Consider the following 15,825-nt stretch of genomic DNA (forward strand, 5'->3'; position numbering starts at 1 on the left):
TATTAATGGAAAAAAACGTAGACCTTAAAAATTTAATTCTAAAAACTCTAGATTCTAATAAAGCCCTCGATGTTATCTCAATAGATCTTAAGAATAAAAGCTCAATGGCTGACTATATGATTATAGCAAGTGGAACTTCTTCTAGACATATTCAATCTTTATCTGAAATGGTGTTAGAAAAATTAAAGACCAATGGAGTAAGAAATTCTAAGATTGAAGGAAAAGAAAGTATGGATTGGAAATTAGTTGATGGTATAGACTTGATTGTTCACATATTTCATCCAGATAAAAGAAAATTTTATGAATTAGAAAAAATATGGTCAGAAATTATTCCTAAAGAAAAAGTGATGATATGATTTTGAATAAAAAGTTTTTTCTTTTTTTTATAATACTATTATTTACTTTTCAAAAAAGTTCTTCTGAAAACACCGACATATATAAAAAAATTGATTTGTTTGGTGAGGTGCTTGAAAAAATTAGCAAAGAATATGTTGATGAAGTAGATCAATCAAAAAGTATGGATTCTGCCATAAATGGTTTATTGCAATCACTCGATCCTTATTCTGCATATATGACACCTGAAAGTTTTGAGGGTATGCAAACTGAAACTAGTGGAGAATTTGGTGGACTTGGTATTGAAGTTGGTATGGAAGCAGGTGTTGTGAAAGTAATATCACCAATAGATAATACTCCAGCATCAAAAGCAGGATTAAAAGCTGGTGATTATATTGTTAAAATTAATAACACTCAGGTTCAAGGTAAATCATTAATGGAAGCAGTAGACTTAATGAGGGGGCCTATTGGATCGAGTATTGAAATAACAGTTAGAAGAAGAGGTGTAAAAAAAGCATTAATTTTTAATATAACGAGAGAGGTTATTCAGGTTCAATCTGTAAAATCTGAACTTATAGATAATAATATTGGCTATATAAGACTAACCTCCTTTAACGAAAATAGTAGTGAACAAATTAAAGAAAAGATTAATAAATTAAATAAAAATAAAGATCTAAAAGGATATATCTTGGATTTGAGAAATAACCCTGGTGGTTTACTTTCTCAAGCAATTAAAATTTCAGACTTTTTTTTAGAAAATGGTGAAATTGTATCAACCAGAAGTCGACAAACCTCGGAAAATCGAAAATGGTTCGCTAAAAAAGGTGATCTAACAAATGGAAAAACACTAATTATACTTATTAACTATGGATCAGCATCAGCATCAGAGATAGTAGCTGGTGCATTAAAAGATCATAAAAGAGCTATTATACTTGGAGAAAATAGTTATGGAAAAGGTTCAGTACAATCAATAATCCCTTTAAAAAATAGAGGTGCTATTAGATTAACAATTGCAAAATACTATCTCCCTTCAGGAAAATCTATTTCTGAAGTAGGTGTAACCCCTGATATAGAAGTTGCAGAAGGTTCAGATGATTTTAAATTTAATTCTGAAACTGATAATCAATTAAATTTTGCAATAAAATTACTCAACGGATAAATGTCGGACAATAAAGTAAATTTACCTCTTAGAAATGGAGTTGGAATTGTTGTTCTAAACAAAGATAATAAAGTTTTTGTTGCAAAAAGAATTGATAATCAAAAAAATTTTTGGCAGATGCCCCAAGGTGGTGTTGATAAGGGTGAGAACTATTTAACTGCTGCTTACAGAGAACTAGAAGAGGAAACTAGTATAAAAAATGTTGAACTAATTAAAGAGTGTGATGGATTAATTTCTTATGAATTGCCAAAGAACTTATTAGGTATAATTTGGAAAGGTAAATATAGAGGTCAGGAACAAAAGTGGTTTATAATGAGATTTTTAGGACAAGATAATGAGATTAATATTAAAACTAAAAATCCTGAATTTTGTGAATGGAAATGGATTGATCTTGAAAATATAACTGACCTAGTTGTAAACTTTAAGCTACATGTTTACAAAGATGTTAAAGAAAAAGTAAAAGAAATTCTTAATTAAGAGCTTTTAGCACATCAATTTTTTGATCAACTAAGTATTTATTTTGATCTGTAATGTCGCTATTTTTTGAATTTTCTTCTGCTTGAGCAAGTAGTTCGCTAATCTTATCTTTATCAATATCTTTAATATTAAAAATAGAACTTGTTAGAACTGATAAATTATTATTCTTAAATTCAACAATTCCATCCTCAACGTAATAATTGTCTTCTCCTGATTTAGAAAAGATTTTAATAATACCTGGTTTTAAAAATGAAATAATTGAGATATGGTCCTTTAAAATCCCCATTTCTCCCTCAAAAGCAGGCACAACAACTTCTGTTACATCTTCTTTTGAAAGAAAAGATTTTTCTGGGTTTACGATTTCTATTTTGAACTCTTCACTCATTATGCGGCAGCATCTTTCGCCATTTTTTCTGCTTTTTCTATAGCTTCTTCAATTGTACCCACCATATAAAATGCAGCTTCTGGTAAATGATCATACTCACCATTACATATTGCAGCAAAACCTTTAATTGTAGATTCTAAATCTACTAATTTTCCTGGAGAACCAGTAAAGACTTCGGCAACAAAGAAAGGTTGTGATAAAAATCTTTGAATTCTTCTAGCTCTAGCTACGGTTAATTTATCTTCTTCAGATAATTCGTCCATTCCTAAAATCGCAATAATATCTTGTAGTGATTTGTAAGTTTGTAGAATTTTTTGCACTTCTCTGGCAACTCTATAATGCTCATCTCCAACTATTCTAGGATCTAAAATTCTAGAAGTAGAATCTAGAGGATCTACTGCTGGATAAATTCCAATTTCAGCTATTTGTCTAGACAATACAGTTGTTGCATCTAAGTGAGCAAAAGATGTAGCAGGCGCCGGGTCAGTTAAGTCATCTGCTGGCACATAAATCGCTTGTACAGATGTAATAGAACCTTTGTTAGTTGTTGTAATTCTTTCTTGAAGATTACCCATGTCTGTTGCAAGTGTAGGCTGATATCCAACAGCTGAAGGAATTCTTCCTAATAAGGCAGAAACCTCTGAACCTGCTTGAGTAAATCTAAAGATGTTATCAACGAAGAATAATACATCTTGTCCTTCTTGGTCTCTAAAATACTCAGCTACAGTTAGACCTGTTAAGGCAACTCTTGCTCTAGCCCCTGGGGGTTCATTCATTTGACCATACACTAGTGCAGCTTTTGATCCTGGGCCTTCTGGCTTAATAACGCCTGAATCTATCATTTCGTGATAAAGATCATTTCCCTCTCTAGTTCTTTCACCAACACCAGCAAACACGGAAAATCCACCATGGGCTTTTGCTACATTATTAATTAATTCCATAATAAGTACTGTCTTACCAACACCCGCACCTCCAAATAAACCAATTTTTCCTCCTTTGGCATATGGTGCTAATAGATCAACTACCTTAATTCCTGTAACTAGAATTTCTGTTTCTGTTGATTGATCGCTAAATTCAGGTGCAGCTCTATGAATTGGCCATTTCTCTTTTGTTTTAACTTCACCTTTTTCATCAATAGGTTCACCTATTACATTTATAATTCTTCCTAAAGTTTCTGGACCAACTGGAACTTGAATGGGAGCACCTGTTGCCGTTACTTCATCTCCTCTTTTTAATCCTTCAGTGGCATCCATTGCAATTGTTCTAACACTTGACTCGCCAAGGTGCTGAGCAACTTCTAAAACTAATCTGTTGTCTCCATTTTTACATTCTAATGCTGATAAAATTTCTGGTAATTCTCCATCAAATTTTACGTCTACTACTGCTCCAATGATCTGTGTGATTTTTCCTTTGCTCATAATTATAAACTTTCCGCTCCTGATATGATTTCAATTAGTTCTTTTGTAATAGCTGCTTGACGACTTCTATTATACTCAATAGTAAGCTTGTCAACCATTTCACCTGCGTTTCGAGTTGCACTATCCATTGCACTCATTCTTGAACCCTGTTCGCTAGCTGAATTTTCTAACATCGCTTTAAAAATCTGAGTAGATATATTTTTAGGCAATAAATTGCTTAAAATTTCATCTTCATCTGGTTCAAATTCATAATTATCCTCAGAAGAATTTTCTTCTGCTTCAGATGTCTTTAAAGGAATTATTTGTTGTTCTTGAGGTATTTGAGTGATTACATTTTTAAATTTGTTATAAAAAATTGTACACACATCAAATTCTTTTTTTTCAAAGTTTTCAATTATCATTTTTCCTACTTTTTCAGCATCCAGATAATTGATAGTTTTTGAATCTTTAAAAGATATTCTCTCTACAATATCATCTTTGTAAACTCTTTTTAATTGATCATATCCCTTAGATCCAACAGTTATGATCTTTAAAGTTTTTCCCTCATCAGATATTTTTTTAAAATATGCTTTAGCTTTTTTAATAATATTTGTATTAAAACCACCACATAGACCACGGTCAGATGTTAACACAATACATAAATGTACCTTATCTTTACCTGTTCCAGAAAGGAGCTTAGGTGCATTTTCCTTATCAGAAATACCACTAGATAAATTAAGAATAATGTTATTCATTTTTTCTGAATAAGGTCTTCCCTTTTCAGCATTTTCTTGTGCTCTTCTAAGTTTAGCAGCCGCAACCATTTTCATGGCTTTGGTAATTTTTTGTGTAGACTTTACACTCGCTATTCTTTTTTTTAAGTCGTCTAGTGTTGCCATATTTTAAGAATTAAAGTTCTTCTTAAGTTCCATGATAGTTTCAACTAATGATTTTTCAGTATCCTCTTCAAGTTTACCTGAGCTTAAAACAGATTCTAAAATTTCTGGTTTTTCAGATTTACATTTTTCAATAATCTTAGACTCAAACTCAGCAATATCTTTAAGTTCTACATCATCCAAATAACCTTTAACCCCACAGAAAACTGAAATTACTTGCTCAGCAACTGTCATAGGAGAATATTGTTTTTGTTTTAAAAGTTCAGTTAGTTTTGAACCTCTGTTTAAAAGTTTTTGTGTTGAAGCATCTAAATCAGATCCAAATTGTGCAAAGGCAGCCATTTCTCTATATTGAGCAAGCTCCAGCTTCATTGAACCAGAAACTTTTTTCATTGCTTTTGTTTGTGCTGCAGATCCAACTCTAGAAACTGATAGACCTACATTAATCGCTGGTCTAATTCCTTGGTTAAATAATTCTGTTTCAAGAAATATTTGACCATCTGTAATTGATATAACGTTAGTAGGAATAAAAGCAGATACGTCTCCACCTTGCGTTTCAATTATTGGAAGAGCGGTTAATGAACCTCCACCATGCTCATCACTAAGCTTGGCTGCTCTCTCAAGTAATCTGCTGTGTAAATAAAACACATCTCCTGGATAAGCTTCTCTTCCCGGAGGTCTTCTTAATAAAAGTGACATTTGTCTATAAGCTACAGCCTGTTTAGATAAATCATCATAAATGATTAATGCATGCATACCATTATCTCTATAGTATTCACCCATAGTACAGCCTGTATATGGTGCTAAAAACTGAAGTGGTGCTGCGTCTGAAGCAGTAGCAGCTACAATTGTTGTATACTCCATTGCACCAGCTTCTTCTAAAGTTTTTTGAATTTGTCTAACTGTAGATCTTTTTTGACCTATAGCGACATAAATACAATAAAGTTTTTGCTTTTCATCACCAGATTCATTTATTTTTTTCTGGTTAATGATCGCATCGATAGCAACTGCAGTTTTTCCAGTTTGCCTATCACCAATAATTAATTCACGCTGTCCTCTTCCAACTGGAACTAGACTGTCAATTGATTTTAAGCCTGTTTGCATTGGTTCACTAACAGATTGTCTTGGAATAATTCCAGGAGCTTTTACCTCAACTCTACTTCTTTTAGTTGCTTTATCTAAAGCACCTTTACCGTCGATTGGATTTCCCAATCCATCAACAACTCTTCCTAGTAATTCTTTTCCAACAGGTGCATCAACAATACTTCCTGTTCTTTTAACAACATCACCTTCTTTAATTTTTCTGTCATCTCCAAAAATTACAACTCCAACATTTTCACTTTCTAAGTTTAGAGCCATTCCTTTTGATCCGTCAGAAAATTCTACCATCTCTCCAGCCTGAACATTGTCTAATCCATATACTCTAGCAATACCATCTCCTACTGACAAAACTTGACCAACCTCAGTCACTTCTGCTTTATCGCCAAATTTTTTAATTTGTTCTTTTAATATCTTTGTTACTTCTGATGGGTTTATATCCATTTATGCCTCTATCATCCTATTTTCGATTTGTTGTAATTTATTTTTAATGGAAGTGTCCACCATTGTGCTTCCAACTTGCACAATCAAACCCCCAATTAAACTTGCGTCGTGTTTGTAGTTTAATTTTATTTTTGAACTAAAGTTTTTAGTCAATTCTTCTTTTATGTTGTTAATCTCATTTTCAGTAAGATCTTTTGCAGAAGTTAATTCTGCTTTTAATTCACCTCTTTTGACTGAACATGTCTCAACAAAGCTTTTTAGAATTTTATCCACATAAAAAAATCTTCTTTTAGATATTAAGAAACTTAAAAATTTTGTTAATAATACATTCAATTTATATTGTTCTGAAATTTTGCTTAGAGCATTCAATTGGTCTTCTTTGTTATTTGTTGGATCCTTAATTAAAGATTTAAAATCTTCACTTGAAGCAATTAAATTAATAATTGAGGCAGAATGAACCTCGATCTCACTTAAATTATTAGCTTCTATTGCTAATTCATAAAGTGCCAGGGAATATCTGGATGCTGATGTTTCGGAAAAACCTTTATTTTTGCTCAATTTATTGTTCCTTATAAATATTTGAAGATTTATTAAATTTCCGTTTTAATTAACATATGACCCTATTCTCTTCAAGTCACACATTGTCTAAAAGTGTTATTTTTTGACAGTTAATTGAAGTTTATTGGATCAACATCAACTGTTAGTTTCATTCCAGTAGGAAATTTGAATTTTTCAATGATTTTGGCTAGTGAATTCTGTACTTTTAGAGATTTTCTACCTCTGATCAAAAGTCTTACTCTGAACTTTCTTTTTAATCTAAATATAGGTGCATTCACAGGGCCAAGAACTCTACCTTCGACAGCACTTTCTATAAAAACTTTAAACTTATAAGCCACTTGTTCAAGTTCTCTTTCATTGCTTCCAGTAATTATTAAAGCAATAAATCTCTGAAACGGTGGAAGATTATTTTCCCTTCTAATTTCAAGCTCTTTATCTAAAAAAATATCAGGATCTTTATTTGTAATGTCTGTTATCATTTTAGTATCTAAATTATAAGTTTGAAAATAAACAGTTGCTGGCTTTCCTGTTCTTCCTGCTCTACCTGAAAGTTGGTGATATAACTGTAAATTCTTTTCTGCACCCCGTAAGTCATGACCTTGTGATGATAAGTCGATATCAACAACAATAATACAATTTAAACATGGAAAGTGGAATCCTTTAGAAATTAATTGAGTTCCAATTAAAATTTGAATTTTATTATCTATAATTTTTTCCAAAATATCTGCTGAACTTTTTTTATTCATTGTATCACTAGAAAATATAGTTGTTTCCTTGGTAGGAAAAATTTTTTTTATTTCTTCAGATATCCTTTCAACTCCAGGCCCACTAAAAATAAAATCGCATTTTCCTTCTTTCGAGCAGTTTCTGTTTAGTAACGCTTTGTATCCACAGTAGTGACATAATAAATTTTGTTTGTTTTTGTGATAAACCAAATTTATTGAACAATTTGGACATGAATAACTAGTAAAACATTTTTTACATAATACATGGGGTGAAAACCCTCTTCTATTTAAAAAAAATAATACTTGGTCTTTTTTTGCAAGATGCAATTTTACTTTCTCAATTGTATCTTTTGATATCCAAGATTGAGATTCTAACTTTGAATTATTAAGATTAATTATTTCATATTTTGGTAAAGATGCATTTAAATATCTTTGATCAAGTTTTGATAAACTATATTTGCCTTTTTTAATATTGTCATAGGTTTCAATAGAGGGGACGGCTGTTATTAAATTAATTGGAATATTTTCAAAGGATGCTCTAGAAATTGCCATGTCTCTCGCATTGTAAGTTACTCCCTCATCTTGTTTATAAGATTGATCATGTTCCTCATCCACAATAATTAGTCCCAGCTTTTTAAAAGGTAAAAACAATGAGGATCGAGCACCAATTACAACTTTAATTTTATCATTTGCTATTCCACTCCAAATAATTTCTTTATTTTTTTTTGTAATACCTGAGTGCCACACAGCAGGATTGAATCCAAAAAATTCTATAAATTTATTTTGAAATTGTCCTGTTAATCCAATTTCTGGTAATAGAATTAACCCTTGAAAACCCTTGCTAATTATCTCTTTTAAAGCTTGAAAATAAACCATCGTTTTGCCAGAGCCCGTCGTACCCTGCAAAACATGCACTCTAAATTTTTGATTAGATACATTCATTTTTTTTAATGAATCTTTTTGCTCTTTAGAAAGTTTTATTTCATTTTCTTTGATGTCAATTTTGAATGGCTCATAAGCTTCAATTGATAACTTTTCTATGGCACCACTACTTAATAATAATAACTTTAATGCCATACCTTTAGGGGTCATATTGTATTCAGAAAACCAATTTAAGAATTTAATTATATTTTTCTTTAAAGATGGAACATCTAATTTTCTTAAAACTGTTTTAATTGCAAAATTTTTGTTTGTTTTTTTTTCAAAATCATCCCATACAACTCCAGTAACTTCTGACTTTCCAAAAGGCACTACTACATAGTCTCCAACCTTTAAATTTAAATCTGAATTGTAGGTAAATGGATGATTAAATATATTTGGAATAAGAATTGGAACTTTCATATCTCCATAATATAAAAAAACTACAGGTGTGTATTGTTATTTTTTTAAGTTATGCAATCAAGAAAACAGTCGAGTGAGAGCTTTTTTTATTTATCAACACCATGCTGGTAATTTAAACAATGTTCCACCAAACTCCCAAGGAGAAGGGTTTAGATCCTTGCTAACATAGGTCCTTACATAAATTGCACATTTATCACGACCTGTATTGATATCTACTGCAATCGCTTCTTCTATATACCCGCCTGTAAGCTCCATGCATCCTCTATTTTTTCTATATACGTTTTTACAAATATTGTTATTTACGTGAGTTTTTAGTTTATTTGCAAAATCTGACTTATTATTAGAGCTGCAACTATAAATAACTTTATTTCCTGAGGCATCTTTAAAAAGTATTTCATTGCCAAGCTCACACTCCATAGCTTTAGCCATGAGAAAATTTAAAACAATCTTATGATTTGCTTTAAGTGTTTTGTCTTTAGCTTGAGCTGTATACCCATTATAAGCAACCACACCTACTGCAGCAAGGATACCAATGATTGCTACAACGACTAAAAGTTCTATTAGGGTGAAGGCTCTAGTTTTCAATTGTGTAAGTATTAAGTATTACATTATCACCAGAACAAGGGTTAGCCATACAAGATTTGATTGTTACAACTCTACCATTGCTTACGAGAGTTATTTGTCCTAATACATAATTTAGGCCAACACGTACCGCTTTTTCACTTGGATTGTAAATATTTTTGTCCTTATCATGAAGTGTCATTTCACTTATTAGTGTTGCAGCTCCACTCCCTCCCTGAATAGGGGCACAATTTGGAGATGCAGCCCCAAATGCCATACCATCATTAAGACCCAAAATACATTTTGAAAAATATTCTTCAGCAATATATTTGACAGTTTGAACGTGTTTTTGCTTAACAACAGTTTTTTTCGCAGCACTCGTATACCCATTATAAGCAACCACACCTACAGCAGCGAGGATACCGATGATTGCGACAACAACTAAAAGTTCGATTAGCGTAAAACCATTTCGTTTCATATTAAACTCTAACATAAAAATAAAGAGTGAATTTTTTTTTCATTTATAAACCTTTATAATGTCACTTATTTGACCTTCAGGAGGACACCACTTTATAAAACAAGTCTTAACGGTAACATCTGTTCCACTGGAGTTTACCCCTATCATACCAAGTGTATAAGTATTAGCATTATGTAAGGCATCTAATTTTAGATCAAATGGATTTTTATCTTTCAAATTTGCAATTGCACCTTGAGATGCCTTAACAGAATTTTCTGGACAATTTTTATTTTCCATAAATTTAGATGCGCCTAATTTGCATTTTAGAATTTCAGATGAAATATAGTCAACTGTTTGTTTGTGTATTTTTTTCGTCGCTGAAATCTTAGCTGAACTTGTATACCCATTATAAGCAACAACACCTACAGCAGCTAGAATTCCTATGATTGCTACAACGACTAAAAGTTCTATTAGGGTGAAGGCTTTAGTTTTCATCTAACTTTACTTGGGACATCCTGAAGTCCATTGTTTTACTCCAGAATGAATGTACCAATTGTACCAACAGTTTTCATTTTTTGAACCAGGTATTCCATGTGTTTGAATTTGTAACCAATATTGATATTTACTTCCTCCAATAGCATAAGACCATTGCCCTCCTGAAAGGACATCTGTTCCACCGAATAGGTCATTGGTAAACGTTCTGCAAGTAGATTCTGTGTAGCAAACTTCAGATGGATAAGCATAATATCCAGTGTTAGATTTATACTCTTGCTGAGCCAATAAAAGTATCTCTGTGTTAAGATACATTTTTTTAAGTTCAGCTGCACTTTTATAGCCGCTATAAGAGACAACACCTACCGCTGAAAGAATTCCGATAATAGCAACTACAACCAAGAGTTCTATTAAAGTAAACCCTCGACTGTGTTGCCTCATTATAAAATATTATTTGTTATTCAATTCCAACTGTATTTTTTAGAACTGTCTCAGCACTTGCTGTACAAGAGGTAATTGTAACTACTGTTGATGTGTTAGTAACATGAGTTTTACCCTGGTTAGTTGTAGTACAAGAACCATGTGCACTTGCAGAATACACTGCTTTAGTTGTAGTTGCGTGAGGATTTTTAAAATCAGCTAGCGCTGCGGCTACTGCTGTAGCAACTGCATTTGCATTTGTTCTATTAGTACAAGTTAGTTTAAATGAACCTTGATAGTCCATTACCGCTGTAGAATCTAAACTACATTTTTGAAGTTCATTAGCTACATACTTAACTACGTTCGCGTGATTTGATTTTGTTGCACCTTTTTTGGCACTTGCTGTATAACCGTTATAAGCAACAACACCTACTGCTGCTAGAATTCCAATGATTGCTACAACAACTAGCAATTCAATTAGTGTAAAACCTTTGTTTTTAATTTTTTTCATTAAATCCCCTTTAATATTTTAATTAATGGTATTTAGATTATACTAAAAGGTCAATAAATTTTATAAGTGTAGAAAAGTCATCAATTACCCAATAATGGCGCCAACATTGAATATTGGAGCATACATGGCTAACATTAGGCCACCTATAGTAATCCCCATAAATACGATCATTATGGGCTCAATTAAGCTTGCAAGGTTAGCAACTGCAACATCAAACTCTTCTTCATAGTATATTGCAATAGAACCAAACATTTCATCTAAGCTCCCTGTTTGCTCACCAACCGATATTAATTGACTAAAAGTTGGGGGGAATATTTTTTCTTTATTAAACAAGTCCGTTAAACTTTCACCTGAAAAAACCCCTTTCTTAATATTTTCTAAAGCTTCAACAACAATTACATTGTCAGTTACTGATTTTGCAATATCTATACTTTCAATTAAATCTACACCTGCTTGGTTAAGGTTTCCTAAAACCAAGGATACTTTTGCTAAAATTGATTTTTGAATTAAATTTCCAAAAATAGGAAGTTTCATTACAAGACGATGCCAATTTTTTCTTACTTCATAATTTTTTCTAATTAAAAATTTTAAACCAAAAACAAAAGAGATTATAAAAACAAGAAGAAAAAAACCACCTGATGAACGAACAAATTCACTCATAGCCATGATAACAGCTGTAGGCGTTGGTAGATCATCCGCCATACCCATGCCTTCATACATATTTACAAAAGTTGGCACAACATTCATTAACATAAAAACTGTAACTAGTACTGCAACTGAAAATAAAACACCTGGATAAAATAAAGCACTTTTAATTTGTGATTTAATTTTTTCTCTTTTCTCTAAATTAATTACAATTTTTTGTAAAAACGTATCAAGCTTACCACTAGCTTCACCTGCTTTAATTAAATTAACAACTACTGTATCAAAAATTTTTGTATGTTTTTCAAAACATTTTGAGAGCGCATTTCCAGATTCTAAATCTTTTTTAATAGTTGCAATAACTTTCTTCATAGGAGGTCTTGATGTCTGACCTTCTAACATCTCTAAAGTGTTCAATACTGGCAGTCCTGCTCTAAGCATAGTTGCAAACTGTTTACAAAAAATTAAAATTTCCTGCGGTTTTATACCTGTACCAAAACTAATTGACGTTTTTTCTTTTTTAGTGACTGCTTTCTTTTTTTTGGCTTCTTTTAACTTTGTGATAATAACTTTTTTTTCTTTAAGTTTGTGTGCTGCCTCTGCATTATTTAAGGCTTGAATTTCACCCTCTACATATTTACCAAGAGATATTCCTTTATATTCAAAATTTAACATTAGTTAGATTGTAAAACTCTTTCATACTCAGCAAATGATAGGTCACCACTTAATAACATTTCTTGCCCCATGTCTTGCATGGTTCTAAAGCCATTTTTTTTTGCTATGGCATTTAATTCATTTTGTTGAAGATTAGATAAAATTCCAGCCTTCAACTCACTTTCAATTTCTAAAATTTCATAAATTCCCATTCTTCCCTTATAACCAGAGCCATTACAATTATCACAGCCACCCCCTTTATAAATTTTAGCTCTTGCAGATTGTTCTGGTAAAAACCCAACAGAGTTTAAGAGTTTTGGAGTAATATTTTCATCAATAACACGGCAATCTAAGCAAGTTTTTCGGGCTAAACGTTGAGCCATAATTAGTGTTAATGCTGCAGATATTAAATAATTTGGAGTTCCCATGTTTAATAGACGAGTAATGGAACTTGGTGCATCATTGGTGTGAAGTGTACTAAATACTAAGTGACCTGTAAGGGCTGCTTTTAATGCAATATCCACTGTTGCTTTATCTCTAATCTCTCCTACTAAAATTACTTCTGGGTCTTGACGCAAGAAAGACCTTAAAGCTTCTTCAAAAGTGTAACCAATCGACTCTTTAACTTGAACTTGGCCAATACCTTCCATTTCATATTCAACAGGGTCTTCTGCTGTTAAAATATTCATACCTGGCTTATTAATATGTTTTAAAACACTATAAAGAGTTGTTGTTTTACCACTACCTGTTGGACCAGTAACAAGCACCATTCCCTGAGGTGATGAAATAGCTTTAATCAATTTTTCTAAATCTTTTGCCTCAAAGCCAAGATCACTTAAAGCTTTGTCTCCTGCATCTTTATTTAATATACGCATTACAACACGTTCTCGATTTTTTGTTGGTAAAATTGAAACCCTCAAATCGATTTCTTTTGTTTCAGATTTAAAAGTTGAGGCTCCATCTTGTGGCTTTCTTCTTTCAGCAATATCAAGTTTACTAATTATCTTAACTCTTGCAATAACCGCATCATAGTTTTCATGTAAAAACTTAGAGTACTTATCCATTACTTTTAAAATACCATCCACTCTAAATCTTGTTTGTGCACTGTCTCTAAAAGATTCTATATGAATATCACTTGCTCCCAAATTAATAGCTTCGGTAATTAATTTATTTCCAAAATTTATTACCTCAGATCCAACTTCAACAAGCTCTTCATCAGTTCTTTCAGCTTTTTCAACTTTGACATTTGTAGCTGATATTTTTTTAGTTTCATTTCTTGTAAATCTTTCAATAAAAGAATTTATATTACTTATGGATGCTGCGTATAACTCAGGCTCCATCTTTGTCATTGTTTTTAAATTTTTCATTAAACTTAATTTTGATGCATCAGCTATTGCAATTTTTAAAACTCCATTACCCATTTCAAATGGAACAAGTGAATTATCTTCAATATATCTAATATCAATAATCTTTTTAATCTTTGGATCTATTACAGTTTTTTTTAAATCTATAATTGGTAATGAATAATTGGCTGATAAAACTTGTAATATTTTATCTTCATCAGCAAAATTTAACTCAAATGCAGTTTCTAATTTTGTTTTTCCAATTTCAGCACTTGTATTATTAATCTTGGTCATTTGCTCATTTGAAATGGATGAGCTCTCCATTAACATATTTAAAATATTTTGTTCACTAGTGGCATCTAATTTAGTTTTACTCATCTTAATCTATCACCCGTGGAGCAATAAAGATTAACAACTCCACTAATTCATCACTATTATTTTTACTTTTAAACAAATTACCAATAACAGGCACTTTGCTAACCCCTGGAGTTTTGCTATTCGTATTGTTTGTGGTGTTCTTTTTAATACCACCAATTACAACTATATCACCATCACTGACTAAAAGTTTTGTGACAATTGAATTAGTTTTAATTCCTGGTTCGTCAGATCCAGGAACTGTTACCGGAGAATCGTTATTAACTTTTATATCTAACAATACATTTCCATCCCCTATAATACTGGGTGTAACTGTTAATGATAATGCAGCCTCTTTAAATGCTGTAGTTGTTGTTCCATCTGCTGTTGTTTGATAGGCAATTTGTGTTCCTTGGGTAATTGTTGCTTCCTGATTATTTAATGTAAACACACTTGGTTGAGATAGTGTTTTACTTAAACCTAACGTCTCTAATGCTTCAATTTCAACCTTAAGAGCACGTGCTCCAATTTGTTTAAGTATTCCTATTCCACTTGTTCCAGAAATTCCTTGATTGGAAATAGTTCCTGCAGCCGCTCCTAAAGTTATACCTGCAGAAGTTGTTGCTGCGTTTCCACCACTGGTAATACCTGAAATTGTAGTGGTACCTTTGCTGCCCCTTTCACTTACACTCATTGCACCTACTCTCGCCCCCAATGCTTTTGCAAAAGTAGAACTTGCATCAATTATAAATGCTTCAATTAAAACTTGTTTAGTTTTTACATCTATCTCTCTAATAACTGCATCAATAGTATCAAGATCTGGTTCGTGACCTCTAACAATTATCGATCTAGTAGTATCCTCAACTGTAATTGATAGATTGGACATCGTGCTAACACCCTCCGCGCCTTGTGTTGCAAATAAAGCCTCTAATGTAGTTTTTGCTTGAGCAGGGCTAATATAATATAATCTAAATATTTCAGCTAAGATCGGCTCAACTGATTCTTCCAATTGAATTTTTTTCTTTAATACTTCTGCTCTTGCAGATTTTGCTGTTTCTTGCGCAGTTAATTTTTCAGGAGTATGAACTCTTATAATTCCATTAGTAACATCTACATCAGCTACTAAAGTTTTCATATCTAGCAAAGTTTGAAATGCAACATCCCAACCAACATTATAAATTTTAGCATTTACTGTGCCACTTACTTCATCCCCTACTAAAATATTTATATCTGCAATATCAGCCATCAATGACATTACATATTTAAAATCTAGTCCTTGAAAATTAATATTAACCATTTGTTTAAGATGAGGATATTCATCTGAAATATAGACATAGTTTTTAACATTTTCAGTTGTTATTGTTTTACGCTTATCTTCTCTTGGTATGCTTGTGTCATAAGGTTTAGGACCATCAATAATTTTCTTGTCCATGTCCTCACGACCTTCAACAATAATCTTAGCTGTATCGATTAAAGGTTTGTCACCATGAACAGACACTGGATTTTTTGTTGTTGCACAAGATTGTAATAGAACGATAAATGATAGTGCTATTAAAATTTTAAAATATTTATTCACTT

At 31.9% G+C, this 15,825-nt stretch carries 17 protein-coding genes; 3 read left to right on the forward strand and 14 right to left on the reverse strand.

The window, feature by feature from the left end:
* Positions 1–5: 5 nt before the first annotated feature.
* The 3 genes from rsfS to ABXT55_RS06660 are packed head-to-tail and all read left to right on the forward strand — an operon-like array spanning position 6 to position 1,969.
* On the forward strand, positions 6–356 hold the full coding sequence (rsfS, locus tag ABXT55_RS06650) for a ribosome silencing factor (protein ID WP_415284530.1): 351 nt from the start codon (positions 6–8) through the stop codon (positions 354–356).
* Entirely contained in the window at positions 353–1,492 is a 1,140-nt protein-coding gene (locus ABXT55_RS06655) for a S41 family peptidase (RefSeq protein ID WP_415284531.1), read from the forward strand. Before rsfS ends, ABXT55_RS06655 begins: the two co-directional genes overlap by 4 nt.
* Positions 1,493–1,969: an RNA pyrophosphohydrolase gene (locus ABXT55_RS06660; protein ID WP_415284532.1), complete on the forward strand. Its 477-nt coding sequence runs from the start codon at positions 1,493–1,495 to the stop codon at positions 1,967–1,969. It begins immediately after the preceding gene.
* Here the strand turns inward: ABXT55_RS06660 and atpC are convergent.
* The 14 genes from atpC to pilQ all read right to left on the reverse strand — a co-directional run bounded on the left by atpC (position 1,962) and on the right by pilQ (position 15,823).
* Entirely contained in the window at positions 1,962–2,354 is a 393-nt protein-coding gene (gene atpC / locus ABXT55_RS06665; protein ID WP_415284533.1) for an ATP synthase F1 subunit epsilon, read from the reverse strand. The genes ABXT55_RS06660 and atpC overlap by 8 nt on opposite strands.
* Entirely contained in the window at positions 2,354–3,772 is a 1,419-nt protein-coding gene (atpD, locus tag ABXT55_RS06670) for a F0F1 ATP synthase subunit beta (protein WP_415271708.1), read from the reverse strand. The genes atpC and atpD overlap by 1 nt, the downstream gene beginning before the upstream one ends.
* 2 nt (positions 3,773–3,774) lie before the next feature.
* A complete protein-coding gene (locus tag ABXT55_RS06675) occupies positions 3,775–4,650 on the reverse strand; it encodes a F0F1 ATP synthase subunit gamma (protein WP_415284534.1) in 876 nt (291 codons plus the stop codon).
* A gap of 3 nt (positions 4,651–4,653) precedes the next feature.
* Positions 4,654–6,189 carry a F0F1 ATP synthase subunit alpha gene (gene atpA / locus ABXT55_RS06680; RefSeq protein ID WP_271564825.1) on the reverse strand — a complete coding sequence of 512 codons (1,536 nt, stop codon included), beginning with the start codon at positions 6,187–6,189 and terminating at the stop codon, positions 4,654–4,656.
* The gene (gene atpH / locus ABXT55_RS06685; RefSeq protein WP_415284535.1) at positions 6,190–6,747 is read right to left on the reverse strand and encodes an ATP synthase F1 subunit delta; all 558 of its coding nucleotides are present in this window, start codon (positions 6,745–6,747) and stop codon (positions 6,190–6,192) included.
* A gap of 110 nt (positions 6,748–6,857) precedes the next feature.
* A complete protein-coding gene (priA, locus tag ABXT55_RS06690; protein WP_415284536.1) occupies positions 6,858–8,813 on the reverse strand; it encodes a primosomal protein N' in 1,956 nt (651 codons plus the stop codon).
* A 93-nt stretch (positions 8,814–8,906) separates the two neighbouring features.
* A complete protein-coding gene (locus ABXT55_RS06695) occupies positions 8,907–9,398 on the reverse strand; it encodes a type IV pilin protein (protein ID WP_415284537.1) in 492 nt (163 codons plus the stop codon).
* Positions 9,388–9,852, reverse strand: a complete 465-nt coding sequence (locus tag ABXT55_RS06700; RefSeq protein WP_415284538.1) for a type IV pilin protein — start codon at positions 9,850–9,852, stop codon at positions 9,388–9,390. The genes ABXT55_RS06695 and ABXT55_RS06700 overlap by 11 nt, the downstream gene beginning before the upstream one ends.
* Before the next feature lie 39 nt (positions 9,853–9,891).
* A complete protein-coding gene (locus ABXT55_RS06705) occupies positions 9,892–10,326 on the reverse strand; it encodes a type IV pilin protein (RefSeq protein WP_415284539.1) in 435 nt (144 codons plus the stop codon).
* Positions 10,327–10,332: 6 nt separating this feature from the next.
* Complete coding sequence (locus tag ABXT55_RS06710) at positions 10,333–10,764, reverse strand: type IV pilin protein (protein WP_415284540.1); 432 nt, start codon at positions 10,762–10,764, stop codon at positions 10,333–10,335.
* 16 nt (positions 10,765–10,780) lie between these two features.
* Entirely contained in the window at positions 10,781–11,254 is a 474-nt protein-coding gene (locus ABXT55_RS06715; protein WP_415284541.1) for a type II secretion system protein, read from the reverse strand.
* 84 nt (positions 11,255–11,338) lie between these two features.
* Positions 11,339–12,571, reverse strand: a complete 1,233-nt coding sequence (locus ABXT55_RS06720) for a type II secretion system F family protein (RefSeq protein WP_415284542.1) — start codon at positions 12,569–12,571, stop codon at positions 11,339–11,341.
* Positions 12,571–14,271: a GspE/PulE family protein gene (locus ABXT55_RS06725; protein WP_415284543.1), complete on the reverse strand. Its 1,701-nt coding sequence runs from the start codon at positions 14,269–14,271 to the stop codon at positions 12,571–12,573. Before ABXT55_RS06725 ends, ABXT55_RS06720 begins: the two co-directional genes overlap by 1 nt.
* Position 14,272: 1 nt before the next feature.
* Positions 14,273–15,823, reverse strand: coding sequence for a type IV pilus secretin PilQ (gene pilQ, locus ABXT55_RS06730; RefSeq protein ID WP_415284544.1), 1,551 nt, complete (start codon positions 15,821–15,823; stop codon positions 14,273–14,275).
* Between the last annotated feature and the right edge of the window lie 2 nt (positions 15,824–15,825).

Origin of the sequence: Candidatus Pelagibacter sp. Uisw_130 (genome assembly GCF_047722505.1) — a bacterium.
In the GTDB taxonomy this organism is placed as follows: domain Bacteria; phylum Pseudomonadota; class Alphaproteobacteria; order Pelagibacterales; family Pelagibacteraceae; genus Pelagibacter.

Excerpts from the sequence above, each read along its gene's own strand:
- rsfS (WP_415284530.1), top strand. The coding sequence starts at position 6 with ATGGAAAAAAACGTAGACCTTAAAAATTTAATTCTAAAAACTCTAGAT.
- ABXT55_RS06655 (WP_415284531.1), top strand. The coding sequence starts at position 353 with ATGATTTTGAATAAAAAGTTTTTTCTTTTTTTTATAATACTATTATTT.
- ABXT55_RS06660 (WP_415284532.1), top strand. The coding sequence starts at position 1,493 with ATGTCGGACAATAAAGTAAATTTACCTCTTAGAAATGGAGTTGGAATT.
- atpC (WP_415284533.1), bottom strand. The coding sequence starts at position 2,354 with ATGAGTGAAGAGTTCAAAATAGAAATCGTAAACCCAGAAAAATCTTTT.
- atpD (WP_415271708.1), bottom strand. The coding sequence starts at position 3,772 with ATGAGCAAAGGAAAAATCACACAGATCATTGGAGCAGTAGTAGACGTA.
- ABXT55_RS06675 (WP_415284534.1), bottom strand. The coding sequence starts at position 4,650 with ATGGCAACACTAGACGACTTAAAAAAAAGAATAGCGAGTGTAAAGTCT.
- atpA (WP_271564825.1), bottom strand. The coding sequence starts at position 6,189 with ATGGATATAAACCCATCAGAAGTAACAAAGATATTAAAAGAACAAATT.
- priA (WP_415284536.1), bottom strand. The coding sequence starts at position 8,813 with ATGAAAGTTCCAATTCTTATTCCAAATATATTTAATCATCCATTTACC.
- ABXT55_RS06700 (WP_415284538.1), bottom strand. The coding sequence starts at position 9,852 with ATGAAACGAAATGGTTTTACGCTAATCGAACTTTTAGTTGTTGTCGCA.
- ABXT55_RS06705 (WP_415284539.1), bottom strand. The coding sequence starts at position 10,326 with ATGAAAACTAAAGCCTTCACCCTAATAGAACTTTTAGTCGTTGTAGCA.
- ABXT55_RS06710 (WP_415284540.1), bottom strand. The coding sequence starts at position 10,764 with ATGAGGCAACACAGTCGAGGGTTTACTTTAATAGAACTCTTGGTTGTA.
- ABXT55_RS06715 (WP_415284541.1), bottom strand. The coding sequence starts at position 11,254 with ATGAAAAAAATTAAAAACAAAGGTTTTACACTAATTGAATTGCTAGTT.
- ABXT55_RS06720 (WP_415284542.1), bottom strand. The coding sequence starts at position 12,571 with ATGTTAAATTTTGAATATAAAGGAATATCTCTTGGTAAATATGTAGAG.
- ABXT55_RS06725 (WP_415284543.1), bottom strand. The coding sequence starts at position 14,271 with ATGAGTAAAACTAAATTAGATGCCACTAGTGAACAAAATATTTTAAAT.